Here is a 15,760-nt window from a genome sequence, read left to right as displayed (position 1 = left end):
GGACGGCCATGAGGAGGACGAGGGTGCCGCCCAGGCCGGCGACGGCGGGCCAGTTGGTCAGCGAGGTGGGGTCGTCGGGCGGGACGTGGCCGGAGATGACGGTGAACTCGTGCGCGACGCCGCGGCGACCGGTCCAGGTCAGCGGGAGCGTGGTGACGACGTCGCGGCGTACGACGATCTCCTTGGTCGGCACCGCCTTGCGGCAGTCGACCGTCGACCAGACCAGGTCGCCGCCCTTCTGCGAGATCCGCACCTGGAGCGCGTCAGCGGACAGCTTCCAGGTGCACGCAGACGCCTTCACGGTGCGCAGCTGCAGCGGGATGGTGACGTTGTCGTAGGAGTAGCCGTCGGCGACGGCGGGCTCGACGATGATGTCGGAGGGCGAGCACTCGCCGGTCGGCTCCGGCGGCGCGCTGCTCTTCGGCTTCTTGGGCTTGTTGCCGCCAGCGTTGCCCGCCTGCTTCGACGGCTCCGCACTCGGCGTCGGGGTGACCGTCACGGTCGCCGTGGGCTGGTCGGCCACAGGCGCGGCAGTGTCGTCCGGCTCGTCGGAGGCGTTGACGAAGAACCGCGAGAGCCCGACGATCAGGAGCAGGACGATCGAGAGCACAGCCAGCCGCCGGCGCCAGTAGACCGAGGCTGGTAGCCGTCCTCCAGTCCTTCTCGCGCGGGCCATAGGCGACACCGTAATGACCCCGTGCCCAGGTTTCGGGGTGCCACTCCGTGGCAATACCTGTCGCACGGCACAATCTGGGTGTGACAGTTCTCCACGACGCCGTTCTGGACTGGTACGACGCCAACGCCCGCGACCTCCCGTGGCGCTCCGCGACCGCGACGCCGTGGTCGGTGATGGTCAGCGAGTTCATGCTCCAGCAGACCCCGGTCTCCCGAGTGCTCCCCGTCCACGAGGTCTGGCTGGAGCGCTGGCCGACCCCGGCCGACCTGGCTGCGGAGCCGACCGGTGAGGCCGTACGCGCCTGGGGCCGCCTCGGCTACCCGCGCCGAGCGCTGCGGCTGCACGCCGCCGCCACCGCCATCGTCGCGGATCACGACGGCGAGGTGCCCGACAGCTACGACGACCTCATCGCGCTCCCGGGCGTCGGCGACTACACCGCTGCGGCGATCGCCACCTTCGCCTACGGCAAACGTCACGTCGTCCTCGACACGAACGTACGCCGCGTCTTCGCCAGAACGCTGAGCGGCGTCGAGTTCCCCTCGCAGTCGGTCAACAAGGCCGAGCGCGAGCTCGCCGCCGGCGTACTCCCGTCGGACGAGCCCACCGCCGCCACCTGGTCGGTCGCCGTGATGGAGCTCGGTGCGCTGGTCTGCACGGCAGCCAACCCGTCCTGCGCCCGCTGCCCCGTCGCGGACCTGTGCGCCTGGCGCGCGGCCGGCCACCCCGCGTACGACGGGCCGCCTCGCAAGGTCCAGACCTGGGCCGGCACCGACCGCCAGTGCCGCGGCCGCCTCCTGGCCGTTCTCCGCGACGCCGACTCCCCCGTCCACCGCAGCCGCCTAGACGTGGTCTGGTCCGACGCCCCTCAACGCCAACGAGCCCTGGACGGCCTGGTGAAGGACAACCTGGCAACCGAGGTGGAACCAGACTTCTTCGCCCTCCCCTAACCCGCCGAGTGATTAGAAGTGGCGACTCGAAACCGTAGAAATGGCGAACGAAACTCTACTTTCGTTCCCCACAACTACCGATTCGGACCGCCACTTCTAACCACTCGGCCGCCACTTCTACCGACTCGGCGGGAAATCAATGAGGCCCCGGCTTGAAACAAGCCGGGGCCTCATTGGCGGGTGCTACTCGGAGTCGGGCTTCGGCTTGTCCGCCTCAGTCGACTCGTCCGGGTCGGGGAGCTCGATATCGGAGACCGTCGCGCCCTCGAGGGGAGGTACGTCCGGGATGGACGAACGCTTCTGGCCCTTGAAGGTGAACTGCGCGGCAGGACCCTCGCCGTCGACGTCGACCAGCACGATCTCGCCCGGGCCGATGTCGCCGTAGAGCATCTTCTCGGCGAGCACGTCCTCGAGCTCGCGCTGGACCGTACGACGCAGCGGTCGGGCGCCCAGGACCGGGTCGAATCCGCGCTCGGCGAGCACCTTCTTCGCGGCCGTGGTGAGCTCGATGCCCATGTCGCGGTCCTTGAGACGGGTCTCGACGGAGGCGATCATGTTGTCGACCATCGAGATGATCTGCTCCTGCGACAGCGGCGGGAACACGATGACCTCGTCGACACGGTTGAGGAACTCCGGACGGAAGTGCTGCTTGAGCTCGTCGGAGACCTTGGACTTCATCTTCTCGTAGGAGCCCGCCTTGTCGCTGGCCTGGGAGAAGCCCAGGTTGACCGACTTCGCGATGTCCCGGGTGCCGAGGTTGGTGGTCATGATGATGACGGTGTTCTTGAAGTCGACCACGCGGCCCTGGGAGTCGGTCAGGCGACCTTCCTCCAGGATCTGCAGCAGCGAGTTGAAGATGTCCGGGTGAGCCTTCTCGACCTCGTCGAAGAGCACCACGGAGAACGGCTTGCGGCGCACCTTCTCGGTGAGCTGGCCACCCTCCTCGTACCCCACGTAGCCCGGAGGCGAACCGAAGAGCCGCGAGACGGTGTGCTTCTCGCCGAACTCCGACATGTCGAGCTGGATCAGCGCGTCCTCGTCGCCGAAGAGGAACTCGGCGAGCGTCTTGGACAGCCAGGTCTTACCGACACCGGACGGACCGGCGAAGATGAACGAACCGCCGGGACGCTTCGGGTCCTTCAGACCCGCACGCGTACGCCGGATGGCACGCGAGAGCGCCTTGACGGCCTGGTCCTGGCCGATGACACGCTTGTGGAGCTCGTCCTCCATGCGCAGCAGGCGCTGGGACTCCTCCTCGTTGACCTGCACCATCGGGATGCCGGTCGCCACGGCGAGAACCTCGGCGATCAGCTCCTCGTCGACCTCGGCGACCTCGTCCATGTCACCGGCGCGCCAGGCCTTCTCGCGCTCGGCCTTCTTGGCGATGAGCTGCTTCTCCTCATCGCGCAGTCGGGCGGCCGCCTCGAAGTCCTGGCCGTCGATCGCGGCCTCCTTGCGCTGGCGCACGTCGGCGATCTTGTCGTCGTACTCCCGCAGGTCGGCCGGGGCCGTCATCCGGCGGATGCGCAGGCGCGAGCCGGCCTCGTCGATCAGGTCGATGGCCTTGTCCGGAAGGAACCGGTCGGAGATGTAGCGGTCGGCCATGGTGACCGCGGCGACCAGCGCCTCGTCGGTGATGGTCACCCGGTGGTGGGCCTCGTAACGGTCGCGGATGCCCTTGAGCATCTCGATCGCGACCGCGATCGTGGGCTCCGGCACCTGGATCGGCTGGAAGCGGCGCTCGAGAGCGGCGTCCTTCTCCAGGTATTTCCGGTATTCGTCCAGCGTGGTCGCACCGATGGTCTGCAGCTCACCGCGAGCCAGCATCGGCTTCAGGATGCTCGCCGCGTCGATGGCGCCTTCGGCCGCACCGGCGCCGACGAGAGTGTGGATCTCGTCGATGAACAGCACGATGTCGCCGCGGGTCTTGATCTCCTTGAGCACCTTCTTGAGGCGCTCCTCGAAGTCACCGCGGTAACGCGAGCCGGCGACGAGCGCGCCCAGGTCGAGCGTGTAGATCTGCTTGTCCTTGAGCGTCTCGGGGACGGTGCCCTTGACGATGTCCTGGGCCAGCCCTTCGACGATCGACGTCTTGCCGACGCCGGGCTCACCGATGAGGACCGGGTTGTTCTTCGTACGCCGCGAGAGCACCTGCATCACGCGCTCGATCTGGGCCTCGCGACCGATGATCGGGTCGAGCTTGCCGTCGCGGGCGTCCTGGGTCAGGTTGCGGCCGAACTGGTCGAGCACGAGGCTGGAGGAAGGCGCCTCGGTCGAGGTCGTGCCGGCCGTCGCAGTGGCGCCGGAGGTGCCGGCCTGGCCCTCCTTGCCCTGGAAGCCCGAGAGCAGCTGGATGACCTGCTGGCGGACCCGGTTGAGGTCGGCGCCGAGCTTCTGCAGCACCTGGGCGGCAACGCCCTCGCCCTCGCGGATCAGGCCGAGCAGGATGTGCTCGGTGCCGATGTAGGAGTGGCCGAGCTGCAGCGCCTCGCGCAGGGACAGCTCGAGCACCTTCTTGGCGCGCGGCGTGAACGGGATGTGCCCGGACGGTGCCTGCTGGCCCTGACCGATGATCTCCTCGACCTGGTTGCGCACCGCCTCGAGCGAGATGTCGAGGGACTCGAGGGCCTTGGCCGCGACGCCCTCGCCCTCGTGGATGAGGCCGAGCAGGATGTGCTCGGTCCCGATGTAGTTGTGGGAGAGCATGCGGGCCTCTTCCTGGGCCAGCACGACCACCCGGCGGGCTCGGTCAGTGAACCGCTCGAACATGTACGCATCTCTCCTAAAGAAATCTGGGGCGCAGGCGCCCACCGGACTGCTCCGGTTGGGCGGTCTCACCGGGAAACAACCCCACGGACAGCCTACGCGTTCCCGACAACACAATGTGATCCGTGCGCTGAGAGCGAACACGCGTGCCGTACGCCGGGCAACGCCGACCACGGGCCGACCGCACACATGGCGACTGCCGCACCCGGGAGGGCGCGGCAGCCGGTCGTGCGGTGCAGCGGGACCTGTCGGTCAGTGGGCCGCTTCGAAAGCCGCTCGGACCTCGGCCGGAATGCGGCCGCGGTCGGGAACGGTGTAACCGTTGGCCTTGCCCCACTCGCGCATGACCTTCGGGGTCGTCCCACCGGCCGCAGGGGCCTTCTTCGCGCTACCGCGACGACCGCTCACCTTCTGTGCGTGACCGATGAAGAGCGCAAGAGAATCGCGAAGCTTTGCCGCATTGGCATCGCTGAGATCAATCTCGTAGGAGGTGCCGTCCAGGGCAAAGGACACCGTCTCGACTGCTTCCGAGCCGTCGATGTCATCCTCGAGGATGATCTGAACCTTCTTAGCCATGTTCCTACCTTCACTGCTCTTCACCCGGGAAACGGGCCGAATATAGGCCCCGCGTATAAGCGCGAGATGCGCATAGCATTACATATCACCCAGTTGAATCAACAGTGCGGCATACCGAAACGCACTAACGAACGACATTTCGCTGGAATATGAGTTCCAGCCCTTGCAACGTCAGCCACGGAGAATGCGCTGAGAAACATTTGCACTCGTCCAGCACGAACTCCGCGAGATAGCCGGTGGCGATCACCGTCGCGTCGTCGGCGGACACACCCAGCTCGGCGATGATCCGAGCGACCAGCCCCTCGACCTGCGCTGCGACCCCGAAGACCATCCCGGACTGCAGCGCCTCGACGGTGTTTTTCGCGATCACCGACCTCGGGCGGGCGAGCTCGACCTTGCGCAACTGCGCACCCCGTCGACCCAGCGCCTCCAAGGACAGCTCGATCCCCGGCAGGATCGCCCCACCGACGTACTGCCCCGCGGCGTTGACCACGTCGAACGTCGTCGCCGTCCCACGGAAGTCGACCACGATCACGGGACCGCCGTGCAGAGCCACGGCGGCGGCCGCGTTGGCGATCCGGTCGGTCCCGACCTCGCGCGGGTTGTCCATGAGGATCGGGATGCCGGAGCGTACGCCCGGCTCGACCACCACGCTCGGCACCGAGCCCAGATGGCGCGCGAGCATCTCGCGCCACTCGTGCAGGACCGAGGGGACCGTCGCGCACACCACCACGCCGTCGATGCTCGCCACCAGCGAGTCGCCGAGGATCCCCCGCAGCAGCGCCCACCACTCGTCAGCGGTGCGGTGCTCCAGCGTGGAGACCCGCCAGTCGGCGGACACGACGCCGTCGGCAATCAACCCGAGGACGGTGTGGCTGTTGCCGATGTTGACTGCGAGCAGCGCCATGGCGGGACGCCTCAGGCCTCGGACAGGTCGAAGCCGATGTCGAAGACCTTCACCGAGTGGGTCAGCGCACCGACGGACAGGTAGTCGACACCCGTCTCGGCGACCTCGCGGGCACGATCCAGGGTCAGGCCGCCGGAGGCCTCCAGCACGGCTCGGCCGGCGGTGATCCCGACGGCCTCCTTCATCATCGCGGTCGACATGTTGTCGAGCATGATCCGGCCGCAGCCGGCGTCGAGAAGGGCCTCGAGCTCCTCGAGCGTGGTCACCTCGACCTCGACCGGCACGTCCGGATAGGCGAACCGCACTGCCTCGTAGGCCTGCACCGCACCACCGGCGGCGACGATGTGGTTGTCCTTGACCAGCGCCATGTCGGAGAGGGACATCCGGTGGTTGGCGCCGCCTCCGCAACGTACGGCGTACTTCTCCAGGGCTCGGAAGCCCGGGAGGGTCTTGCGGGTGTCGAGCACCTGGGCACCGGTCCCCTCCAGCGCCTCGGTCCAGGCCGCGACACCGGTGGCGACGCCGGAGAGATGGGAGGCGTAGTTGAGAGCCGTACGCTCCGCGGTGAGCAGGCCGCGGGTCGGCCCCGCGATCCGCATGATGACGTCGCCCGCCTTCACCTTGGAGCCGTCCTTGACGCGGTCGGTGACCGTGACGGAGTCACCCATGACGTACGCGAAGACGAGCTCGGCCACACCCAGGCCGGCGACCACGCCGTCCTCCCGGGCGGCGAAGACGCCGGTCGCGGCCGCGTCGGGGGCGATCGTGGCCACCGAGGTGACGTCCTCGCTGGGCATCTCACCGGGAGCCACCGAGGGCAGGTCCTCGTCGAGAGCGAGCTCGACGGCGTCGTAGACCTCGCCGGCGTCCAGGCCGGCCTTGGTCAGCTCGTCACGCAGCGACTGCGGGATCTCGTCGAAGGGCACGCGTCGGATGGTCATCAGGCTCCTGCCAGGGTTGGGGTCAACGGGTCGGTCGCTGGGGCCGGGGTGAAGGTGGCGACGGGCTCGCCGTCCCGGAGGGTCAGGTCGAAGTGGCCGGCAAAGCCGGGGTCGTCACGCTCGGCGAAGTCGTCGCGCCAGTGGGACCCGCGGGTCTCCTCACGGAGCAGCGCGGCCTTCGCCAGCGCGAGCGAGACGGTCAGCAGGTTGGTCGCCTCCCAGGCCGCCGGGTCGATCTCGGTCGCCGCGACGCTCCCGAGCCGCTCGAGCTCCTCGATCGCCTCGGCCAGGCCCGCGGCGTTGCGGAGGACCCCGACCTTGGTCGTCATCGTCTCCTGCAGCTGCTTGAGCGCGGCGCCGGGGACGAGCGCGCGGCCGGTGCCGGGACCCGGGGCCGGATCCTCCAGCTGCCGCAGCTCTCCGGGCAGCACCTCGGCGATCCGGCGCGAGAAGACCAGGCCCTCGAGGAGCGAGTTGGAGGCCAGCCGGTTGGCGCCGTGGACCCCGCTGCAGGCGACCTCACCGGTGGCGTAGAGGCCCGGGACGTCGCTGCGACCCCACAGGTCGGTGCGGACGCCGCCGGAGGCGTAGTGGCAGGCCGGCGCGACCGGGATCAGGTCCGTTGAGGGATCGACGCCGTAGCTGCGGAGCGAGGCGAGGATGTTGGGGAAGCGGCGCTCCCAGAAGACTGTGTTGGTCTCGACACGCTCGCTGTCGCTCGCGGCTCGACCAGCGGGAGTGCCGAGATGGCGGGCGTCGAGCCACATGTTGGGGCGTCCGCTCTCGAGCATCCGCTTCATGATCGCCTTGGAGACGATGTCGCGGGGAGCCAGGTCGCGAAGCTCGTGGACCCCGTCCATCAGCCGCGCGCCGTCCCAGTCGACGAGGAAGGCGCCCTCGCCGCGTACGGCCTCGGAGATCAGCGGCTGCTGGCCGCGGGAGTCGTCACCCAGGTACATCACGGTGGGGTGGAACTGGACGAACTCGAGGTCGCGCAGCGTCGCACCGGCACGCAGGGCGATCGCCATCCCGTCAGCGGTGGCGACGGCCGGGTTGGTGGTCTGCGAGAAGACCTGGCCGAGGCCGCCGGAGGCGAGGACGACGGCGCGGGTGCGTACGATCCCGACGCCGTCGGCGTCGCCCTCCCCCATCACGTGGATGGTCAGGCCGGCCACACCTCCGTCGGCGGCGGTCAGCAGGTCGACGACCATGGCATGCTCGAAGACCAATATCTCGGGCGCCCGCCGGACGGCCTCCATCAGCGCACGCTGGATCTCGGCTCCGGTCGCGTCGCCGTCGGCGTGCGCGATCCGGTCCCGGCGATGGCCGCCCTCCCGGGTGAGCGACAGGTCGCCGGAGGGGTCCTTGTCGAACTCGGCACCCCACTCGATCAGCTCACGGACCGCCTCCGCGCCCTCACCGACGAGGACACGTACGGCATCGAGGTCGCACGCCCCGGCGCCCGCCACCAGCGTGTCGACCTCGTGCTGAGCAGGAGTGTCGCCCTCGCCGAGGGCGGCCGCGATGCCGCCTTGGGCCCACTGGGTCGAGCCTGCCTGGAGCACGTCCTTGGTGACGACGGCGACCCGTTCGACCTGGTCCTTCAGCCGCAGCGCCGCGGTCAGCCCGGCGATCCCCGAACCCACCACGATCACGTCCGCCCACTCGGTCCAGCCCGGATCGCGAGCGGAGAGCAGCTGCATGTTCATGTCGCGAACGCTACTGCGTGAGCACGAGCGGCCCACGCATCTGGTCGGTCCCTGGAACCGGCTCGCTCCTGTCGGAGCCGAGCGCGATGATGTGGTTGGCCTCGTCGACGTGGACGACGTGAGGCTCGAAGGCCTTGGCCTCCTCGGTGGTCATCTGCGCGTACGCGATGAGGATGACCAGATCGCCGGGGTGGACCAGATGGGCGGCGGCGCCGTTGATGCCGAGCACACCTGAGCCCCGCTCGCCGGCGATGGTGTAGGTCTCCAAGCGGGCACCGTTGGTGATGTCGACGATGGAGACCAGCTCGCCCGGGAGGATGTCCGCGGCGTCGAGGAGGTCTGCGTCGACGGTCACCGAGCCGACGTAGTGGAGGTCTGCCTGGGTGACCGTGGCGCGGTGGATCTTGCCGGTCATCATGGTGCGCAGACGGGTCATCGGGATGCTCCGATCGTGAGGCTCATGTTGTCGATGAGTCGGGTGGTGCCGAGCCGGGCGGCGATGAGGATCCGGGCCTCGGTGCCCGGCTCCGGGTCGGTGGGCAGCTCCCCGAGAGCGGGGTCGGTGACCGCGAGGTAATCGAGATCGACCGTCTTTGCGCGGCGCAGCTCGGCGCGCGCCGCCTGGTGGGCGGCATCGACACCGTTGATGGCCTCGCGCTGCGCGGCATAGAGCGCCCGCGACAGCGTGGTGGCCTCCTCCCGCTGCTCGGGCGAGAGGTAGCGGTTGCGCGAGGAGAGCGCCAGGCCGTCGGGCTCGCGCTGCGTCGGCGCGCCGACGACGTCGACGCCGAGGCACAGGTCGGAGGACATCCGGCTGATCAGCGCGAGCTGCTGGTAGTCCTTCTCGCCGAAGACGGCGACATCCGGCCCGACCAGCCCGAACAGCTTCGCCACGACAGTGAGCACGCCACCGAAGTGGCCCGGCCGGGTCTTGCCCTCGAGCACGTCGCCGAGCTCACCAGGAGCCACGGTCACCTGCGGCAGCCCGCCCGGGTAGACCTCGTCGACCGACGGCGCGAAGACGACGTCGACGCCCTCACGCTCACAGATCTCGAGATCCGCCTCGAGCGTGCGCGGGTAGCGGTCGAGGTCCTCGCCGGCGCCGAACTGCAGCGGGTTGACGAAGATCGACGCGACGACCGGGCCACCGCCGACCCGCTCGCGGGCGACCCGCATCAGCGACGCGTGGCCCTCGTGCAGCGCGCCCATCGTGGGTACGAAGCCTACCGAGGCGCCGTCGCGGCGGGCGGGCTCGAGGAGCTTGGCCAGCTCGTCGCGGGTGTGTGCGAGCTCGGTCGAAGCGGAGCCCGAGACATTCAGCTCGGTCATGAGTACTTCCTCGCGGGGGCCTCGACGGTGCCGACCTCCGAGGAGGCGGCGTCGAGCAGCTTCTTGATCTTCAGGGCCCGGATGGGCACGAGCCGTCCGTCGGAGACGGCTCGGTCGAGCGTGGCCCGCGCCATGGAGACGTACGACCCCAGGGTCTGCGGAGCGTTGGCGCGGATGTCGTCGAGGTGGGCTGCCACCGTGCCGGCGTCACCCCGGACGATCGGCCCGGTCAGCGCGGCGTCGCCGTGGTCCAGGGCGTTGTCGAGGGCGGCGGTCAGCAGCGGGCGCAGGGTCCCCGCGGGGTCGGTCGCCCCGGCGGCGGAGAGGATCTCCATCGCCTCGGTGACCAGGGTGACCAGATGGTTGGCACCGTGGGCGAGCCCGGCGTGGTAGAGCGTCCGCATCTCCTCGGGCACCCACATCGGCTTGCCGCCGAGGTCGCCCACCAGCGCCTCGGCGAAGGCCCGGTCGGTGGGAGAGGCGGCCGTCAGCCCGAAGACACAGCCGGTGAGCCGGGCGAGGTCTACCGAGGTGCCGGAGAAGGTCATCGCCGGGTGGACCGCCATCACATGGGCGCCGATGGCTGCGGCAGGCTCGAGGATCGCCAGGCCGTGGCGACCGGAGGTGTGGGCGACGTACTGCCCGGGCCGGATCGCACCCGCGTCGACCATCGTCCTGACGACGTTGCCGAGCATGTCGTCGGGGACGGTCAGCAGGAGGAGGTCGCACGCGCGCGCCACCGCCGTCGGCTTGGCGACCGGGACGCCGGGAAGGAGATCGGCGATGCGCGAACGGGAGGCGTCGGACTCACCGGCGACGGCCACGATGGAGTGGCCTGCGGTCTGCAGCGCGGCTGCAAGGACGGCACCGACGCGACCCGCGCCGACGACGCCCACCCTGAGCGGGTGGTTCATGGTGGTAGACCTTTCGTTCCAGTCCCTCCGACCACTCCCCCTTGCGAGCGGAGCCGGGATGGGTACCAGACGTAGTGCCTGCGTGCTCGACCACGGTGACCGAGCCAGAACAAACGGTACGCCGCCGGACACGCTTCCGAAACACCCGGCTGATGTGGCACGCGTCACCCCTCGTCACGTCCGTGACGCTGTCGGCATCGAGATCGGGACGGCCCGGCGCGCTACAACCGGATCTGAGACGTTCGCACTGATTCAGATGAACGAAAGTTGAACGCTTAGACTCACCAGTCGACTTCTTTGTGCCCCCTGTGGAAGGTCCTCCCCCTTTGTCAGCCATGAGCCCGCGCCGCCGTGCGGCCCATCGCGTCGCCGACGCCATCGACCGCACGATGAACGTCGACTCCCGGCGTGTGATCCACGCGGCTCGCCGCGAGGCCCGCCGGGCGAAGTACGCCGTCGGGCTCGGTCCGAAGCCGGTTCTCAGCGTGGTCATGCCGATCTACAACGTCGAGCAGTGGGTGGAGGCGGCGCTCGACAGCATCCTGACCCAGTCGCTGCAGGCGCTCGAGGTCGTCGTCGTCGACGACGGCTCTCCCGACGGCTCCGCCGATGTCGTACGCCGCATCGCCCGCCGCGACCCGCGGGTCAAGATCGTCACCAAGGAGAACGCCGGCCTGGGCGCGGCGCGCAACACCGGCTTGGAGCACATCCGCGGTGACTACGTCGCCTTCGCCGACTCCGACGACATCATCCTTCCTGGGTCTTACGAGGCCATGGTGGACCTGCTCGAGCAGTCCGGCTCCGACTTCGTGACCGCGGCGTTCGAGCGCGGCGAAGAGGGCAGGGCGACCCGCCCCAACTGGGTCAAGAAGCTGACTCGCAAGACCCGCACCGGGCTCACGATCGAGGACGAGCCGCTGGCGCTGCTCGACATCACCTCGTGGAACAAGGTCTTCCGCACCAGCTTCGTCGAGGAGCACGAGCTGCTCTTCAGCGAGGGCGTGCGCTACGAGGACCAGGTGCCGATCACCCGCGCCTATCTCGATGCCACCTTCGACATCCTCGACCGCTGCGTCTATCTGTGGCGTACGCGTGACGACGGCAGCTCGATCACCCAGCAGAAGGCGACCCTGCAGGACCTCGCCGACCGCATCCTGAGCCAGGACCGCTGTGCCGAGCTGGTGCAGGACGCCCCGACCGAGGTGCGCAACACCTGGTTCGTGAAGTTGCTCGACTACGACTTCCCCAACTACGTCGAGGCCGCGATCGGCGCCAGCAACGCCGAGTACTCCGAGGCCGTACGCGAGCGGCTGGCGTTCCTGCGCGACGAGATCCCCAGCGAGATCTGGGCCCGCCTCCAGTTCCGCAACCGGGTCGTCTCCTGGGCGCTGAGCCACGACGACTTCGAGCTGGTCGACGAGCTGCGCGGCTGGTTCCAGCAGTTCCAGTCCGGGCGCCCGATCGGGGTCGTGGACGGAGTCCCCGTCTTCGTACTTCCCGAGGGGCTCGACAAGCGCGGCACCCTCCCACCGGAGACGCTGCGCGTGGAGGAGGTCGACCTGCTCCCCCGCGTGCAGCTGACCTCGGCCGCCTGGGACGGCTCCGACCTGGTCCTGCGCGGCGCCGCCTTCCTGCAGAACCTCACCGACTCCTACGCACCCCACGAGCTGCGGATGCATGTGCGTGGCGACGGAGTCGACGTGGAGGTCCCGGTGACCCGGTTCACCGACCCGTGGCTCGACGAGGTCGCCAACCGGGCGTACGAGGACCGCGCGGGCTCCGGTTTCGAGGCCCGTATCGACGCGCAGAAGCTCGCCGAGGTGACTCCGGCCGGCCAGCACGACCTGGTGCTCGAGCTCGAGCACACCCAGGGCGAATTCACCCGGGTCTCGGGCATCACCGGCCAGGTGCCGTCCGGTCCCGCCGGCTTCCGCGACGGCCACGTCCTCGCCGACCGGCTGGTCCGCCTGGGAGGCAACGGCACCAACGGCTTCCGGGTTCACGTCCAGGACGACTGGGCCCGCACCGCGGGTCATCACATCACTCCCGCCGGCGCCGTCGAGCTCACCCTCGTCGGCCCCGAGCGCAACCCGATCCTCGCCCCCACCTTCGGCAAGGTCGTACGCCGCGCTGAGCACGACGGCGCCGTGACCGTCCTCCTCCAGCCGCGCCCCTCGCGCGAGCTCGATGTCAAGCTGACCTCTGGCGCCCATGTCCCGGTCCACTGGGCCGAGGAGGCCAACGTCCTCGGCGCCGAGCGCGGAGATGAGCCCAGCGACGAGCCCAGCAACGATCCCGGCAAGGCGTACGTCGCGCGCAGCGGCGGCAACAACGTCCGGGTGACCCACCGGCAGCCGTCGGTGCACATCGCTGCGGTCGACGCCACCGAGGAGCGGCTGGTGCTGCGTGGGGTCAGTCTCGGCGCTGCCGGCCATCGCCTGCAGCTGTCCTCCGAGCGCGTCGACGCCATCGCGAGCGCCGCCCTCCCCGCCGGCGAGTTCGAGATCGAGCTGCCGGTCACTCGCGACGCCTGGCAGCTCGGCCGCACCGCGCTGCCGACGGGCCGCTACGAGCTGCTGCTCGTCGACGAGTCCGGCGAGGTGCGCGGGTTCGCCCACGTGAAGGTCGCGACCCCGCTGCGCGCACAGGGACCGATCGACATCGTGATCGACGGCGCCCCGGTCCGCATCGGCACCAGCGCCTCGTGGAGCCTCATCGTCATCTCCCACGCCCTGCCCGTGGACGTACGCTCCGGCCGCAGGCAGCAGCTGCTGCGCGAGCGCTACCTCGAGCAGCGCCACGAGGAGCGCCTTCCGGTCGCGCTGCTGGAGACCTTCAAGGGCAAGATGGCCGGCGACTCTCCCGCGGCGATGGCACGCGAGCTGCTCGCCCGCCACCGCGCCGGGGAGGGGCCGGAGCCGGTCTACAGCGTCAACGACCGCTCGGTGCTCGTCCCCGACGGGATCCGGTCGGTGGTCCGCTTCTCGCCGGAGTGGTTCGAGCTGCTCGCCCGGGCGCGGTATCTGGTCACCAACGACAACTGGCCGTTCTTCTTCGAGAAGGCGTCGGGCCAGGCGTACGTCCAGACCTGGCACGGCACCCCGCTCAAGCGCATCGCCAAGGACATCACCGAACCCAAGAGCGGGCTCTCGGTGCTCTACATGAAGACGATGGACGCCGAGGCGCGCGCCTGGGACCGGCTGATCAGCCCGAGCCCCTACTGCTCAGAGATCCTCCCGCGTGCCTTCGGGTTCGACGGCGAGGTGCTGGAGTCCGGCTATCCGCGCAACGACGTCCTCGCCGCCGACGACCGCGACGAGACCCGGGCGGCGATCCGGAAGCGCCTCGACATCCCCGAGGACCAGCGGGTCCTGCTCTACACCCCGACGTGGCGCGACACCTTCTCCAAGGTGCTCTACCTTGATCCGGCGCAGGTCGTCGCGGAGCTGCCCGACGTGACCGTGCTCGTCCGCGGCCACGTCAACACCTCCGGCGGGGCCTCGGTCGCCTCGGAGCTCGCCGGCCGGATCCGCGACGTGACGCTCTACCCGGACATCAACGACCTGTTCCTGGCCGCCGACGTGCTGGTGACCGACTACTCCTCGGTGATGTTCGACTTCGCGATCCTCGACCGGCCGCAGCTCTTCCTGGTCCCCGACCTGGTCGAGTACGAGGCCTCTCGCGGGTTCTACTTCGACTTCGCCGAGACCGCTCCCGGTCCCCTGTTCAGCGACAACGAAGCACTGATCGCGCATCTGGCGGCCGGACCGGCTGCCGACGACGCCTACGCCGAGGCCCGCGCCGCCTTCCGGGAGAAGTTCGCCCCCTGGGACGACGGCGCCGCCGCCGCCCGCGCCGTGGACGCGCTGCTGTCCGCGGCTCCGGGGGCATGCGACTGAGGCGCAGCCGGCCGATGCTGGGCGTGGTCGTCCCCGCCTACAACATCGCGTCGCTGCTCCCTGCCGCCCTCGACAGCATCCTCGGCCAGACCTACAAGAACCTGTACGTGGTCGTCGTCGACGACGGTTCGACCGACATGACCGGCGTCATCGCCGAGGAGTACGCCGACCGCGACCCGCGGGTCGTCGTCCGCCGCACCGCCAACCACGGCCTCGGCGCGGCCCGCAACACAGGTCTGGCGCACCTGGCGGGCGCCGACTACATCACCTTCGCGGACTCCGACGACGTCGTCCCGAGGACGGCCTACGCCACCATGGTCCGCACCCTGGAGAAGACCGGCTCCGACTTCGTGACCGGATCGGTCCAGCGCTGGGAGGACGGCGACCTCGTCGAGCCCGCGTGGATGCACAGCTTCCACAACCCCGAACGGCTGGGGACCACCGCCGCTGCCGACCCGCGCATCCTGGGCGACGTCTTCGCCTGGAACAAGGTCTACCGGCGTACGTTCTGGGACTCTGCGGCGCTCTCCTGGCCCGAGGGGCTGCGCTATGAGGACCAGCCGACGCTGACACAGGCTTATCTGGCGGCGACGGCCTTCGACGTCATCCCCGACATCGTCTATCACTGGCGCATCCGCACCGACGGCACCTCGATCACCCAGCAGCGCTCCACGGTGGCCGATCTCCGCGACCGCCACGTCACCAAGAAGATGTCGCTGGAGACGGTGCGGAAGTACGTCGCCGACGGCGGTGACCCCGAGGTGCTCGAAATCTTCTTGAACAAGACCCTCCCCGGTGACATGCGCCGCTACTTCGCCGCGATCCCCGAGGCCGGCGACGAGTGGTGGGACCTGCTCGTCGAGATGGTCCGTGACGTCTGGTCGGGGCGCACCTTCGCCGACACCACTCTGCCGCCGGGTCAGCGGCTCATCGGCTGGCTCGTCGAGCAGGACCGCCCCCTCCAGGCCAAGCACGTCGCCGCCTGGATCGCCGAGCACGGTCGTGTCCCCCGCAACGAGGAGGGCACTGCCCTCGAGGTCCCCGAGCTGGACCTCTCCGGCATCGACCCTTACGCGCTGAGGGTCTAGCCGGCGGC

At 69.5% G+C, this 15,760-nt stretch carries 11 protein-coding genes and 1 pseudogene; 3 read left to right on the top strand and 9 right to left on the bottom strand.

Features of this window, described 5'->3' with window-relative positions; translation table 11 throughout:
• A pseudogene (locus H5T77_RS16465) lies at positions 1–676 on the bottom strand (hypothetical protein); the annotation flags it as partial.
• 74 nt (positions 677–750) lie between these two features.
• On the opposite strand from H5T77_RS16465, the gene H5T77_RS16460 reads away from it, so the two are divergent.
• Positions 751–1,623 carry an HhH-GPD family protein gene (locus H5T77_RS16460; RefSeq protein ID WP_472850348.1) on the top strand — a complete coding sequence of 291 codons (873 nt, stop codon included), beginning with the start codon at positions 751–753 and terminating at the stop codon, positions 1,621–1,623.
• Between the two features lie 183 nt (positions 1,624–1,806).
• Here H5T77_RS16460 and H5T77_RS16455 read toward each other — a convergent pair whose 3' ends face one another.
• From H5T77_RS16455 to H5T77_RS16420, 8 genes are all read right to left on the bottom strand, one after another.
• Positions 1,807–4,392: an ATP-dependent Clp protease ATP-binding subunit gene (locus H5T77_RS16455; RefSeq protein ID WP_292651005.1), complete on the bottom strand. Its 2,586-nt coding sequence runs from the start codon at positions 4,390–4,392 to the stop codon at positions 1,807–1,809.
• A 249-nt stretch (positions 4,393–4,641) separates the two neighbouring features.
• On the bottom strand, positions 4,642–4,989 hold the full coding sequence (locus H5T77_RS16450) for a histone-like nucleoid-structuring protein Lsr2 (protein WP_366816635.1): 348 nt from the start codon (positions 4,987–4,989) through the stop codon (positions 4,642–4,644).
• A 100-nt stretch (positions 4,990–5,089) separates the two neighbouring features.
• On the bottom strand, positions 5,090–5,872 hold the full coding sequence (locus tag H5T77_RS16445; RefSeq protein ID WP_292651003.1) for a type III pantothenate kinase: 783 nt from the start codon (positions 5,870–5,872) through the stop codon (positions 5,090–5,092).
• 11 nt (positions 5,873–5,883) lie between these two features.
• A complete protein-coding gene (nadC, locus tag H5T77_RS16440; protein ID WP_292651001.1) occupies positions 5,884–6,813 on the bottom strand; it encodes a carboxylating nicotinate-nucleotide diphosphorylase in 930 nt (309 codons plus the stop codon).
• Complete coding sequence (locus H5T77_RS16435; protein WP_292650999.1) at positions 6,813–8,522, bottom strand: L-aspartate oxidase; 1,710 nt, start codon at positions 8,520–8,522, stop codon at positions 6,813–6,815. The genes nadC and H5T77_RS16435 overlap by 1 nt, the downstream gene beginning before the upstream one ends.
• Positions 8,523–8,532: 10 nt before the next feature.
• Positions 8,533–8,958, bottom strand: a complete 426-nt coding sequence (panD, locus tag H5T77_RS16430) for an aspartate 1-decarboxylase (RefSeq protein ID WP_292650997.1) — start codon at positions 8,956–8,958, stop codon at positions 8,533–8,535.
• The gene (panC, locus tag H5T77_RS16425) at positions 8,955–9,851 is read right to left on the bottom strand and encodes a pantoate--beta-alanine ligase (protein ID WP_292650995.1); all 897 of its coding nucleotides are present in this window, start codon (positions 9,849–9,851) and stop codon (positions 8,955–8,957) included. Before panC ends, panD begins: the two co-directional genes overlap by 4 nt.
• Positions 9,848–10,765 carry a Rossmann-like and DUF2520 domain-containing protein gene (locus tag H5T77_RS16420; protein ID WP_292650994.1) on the bottom strand — a complete coding sequence of 306 codons (918 nt, stop codon included), beginning with the start codon at positions 10,763–10,765 and terminating at the stop codon, positions 9,848–9,850. The genes panC and H5T77_RS16420 overlap by 4 nt, the downstream gene beginning before the upstream one ends.
• 335 nt (positions 10,766–11,100) lie before the next feature.
• Here H5T77_RS16420 and H5T77_RS16415 point away from each other — a divergent pair, with 335 nt between their 5' ends.
• A complete protein-coding gene (locus H5T77_RS16415; protein WP_292650992.1) occupies positions 11,101–14,664 on the top strand; it encodes a bifunctional glycosyltransferase/CDP-glycerol:glycerophosphate glycerophosphotransferase in 3,564 nt (1,187 codons plus the stop codon).
• The gene (locus tag H5T77_RS16410) at positions 14,655–15,752 is read left to right on the top strand and encodes a glycosyltransferase family 2 protein (protein WP_292650990.1); all 1,098 of its coding nucleotides are present in this window, start codon (positions 14,655–14,657) and stop codon (positions 15,750–15,752) included. The genes H5T77_RS16415 and H5T77_RS16410 overlap by 10 nt, the downstream gene beginning before the upstream one ends.
• Positions 15,753–15,760 lie beyond the last annotated feature (8 nt).

Source organism: Nocardioides sp., from assembly GCF_014360585.1.
Lineage (GTDB): Bacteria > Actinomycetota > Actinomycetes > Propionibacteriales > Nocardioidaceae > Nocardioides.
This window is presented reverse-complemented; position numbering and strand designations above follow the sequence as displayed.

Excerpts from the sequence above, each read along its gene's own strand:
- H5T77_RS16410 (WP_292650990.1), top strand. The coding sequence starts at position 14,655 with ATGCGACTGAGGCGCAGCCGGCCGATGCTGGGCGTGGTCGTCCCCGCC.
- nadC (WP_292651001.1), bottom strand. The coding sequence starts at position 6,813 with ATGACCATCCGACGCGTGCCCTTCGACGAGATCCCGCAGTCGCTGCGT.
- H5T77_RS16445 (WP_292651003.1), bottom strand. The coding sequence starts at position 5,872 with ATGGCGCTGCTCGCAGTCAACATCGGCAACAGCCACACCGTCCTCGGG.
- panC (WP_292650995.1), bottom strand. The coding sequence starts at position 9,851 with ATGACCGAGCTGAATGTCTCGGGCTCCGCTTCGACCGAGCTCGCACAC.
- panD (WP_292650997.1), bottom strand. The coding sequence starts at position 8,958 with ATGACCCGTCTGCGCACCATGATGACCGGCAAGATCCACCGCGCCACG.
- H5T77_RS16435 (WP_292650999.1), bottom strand. The coding sequence starts at position 8,522 with ATGAACATGCAGCTGCTCTCCGCTCGCGATCCGGGCTGGACCGAGTGG.
- H5T77_RS16415 (WP_292650992.1), top strand. The coding sequence starts at position 11,101 with ATGAGCCCGCGCCGCCGTGCGGCCCATCGCGTCGCCGACGCCATCGAC.
- H5T77_RS16420 (WP_292650994.1), bottom strand. The coding sequence starts at position 10,765 with ATGAACCACCCGCTCAGGGTGGGCGTCGTCGGCGCGGGTCGCGTCGGT.
- H5T77_RS16455 (WP_292651005.1), bottom strand. The coding sequence starts at position 4,392 with ATGTTCGAGCGGTTCACTGACCGAGCCCGCCGGGTGGTCGTGCTGGCC.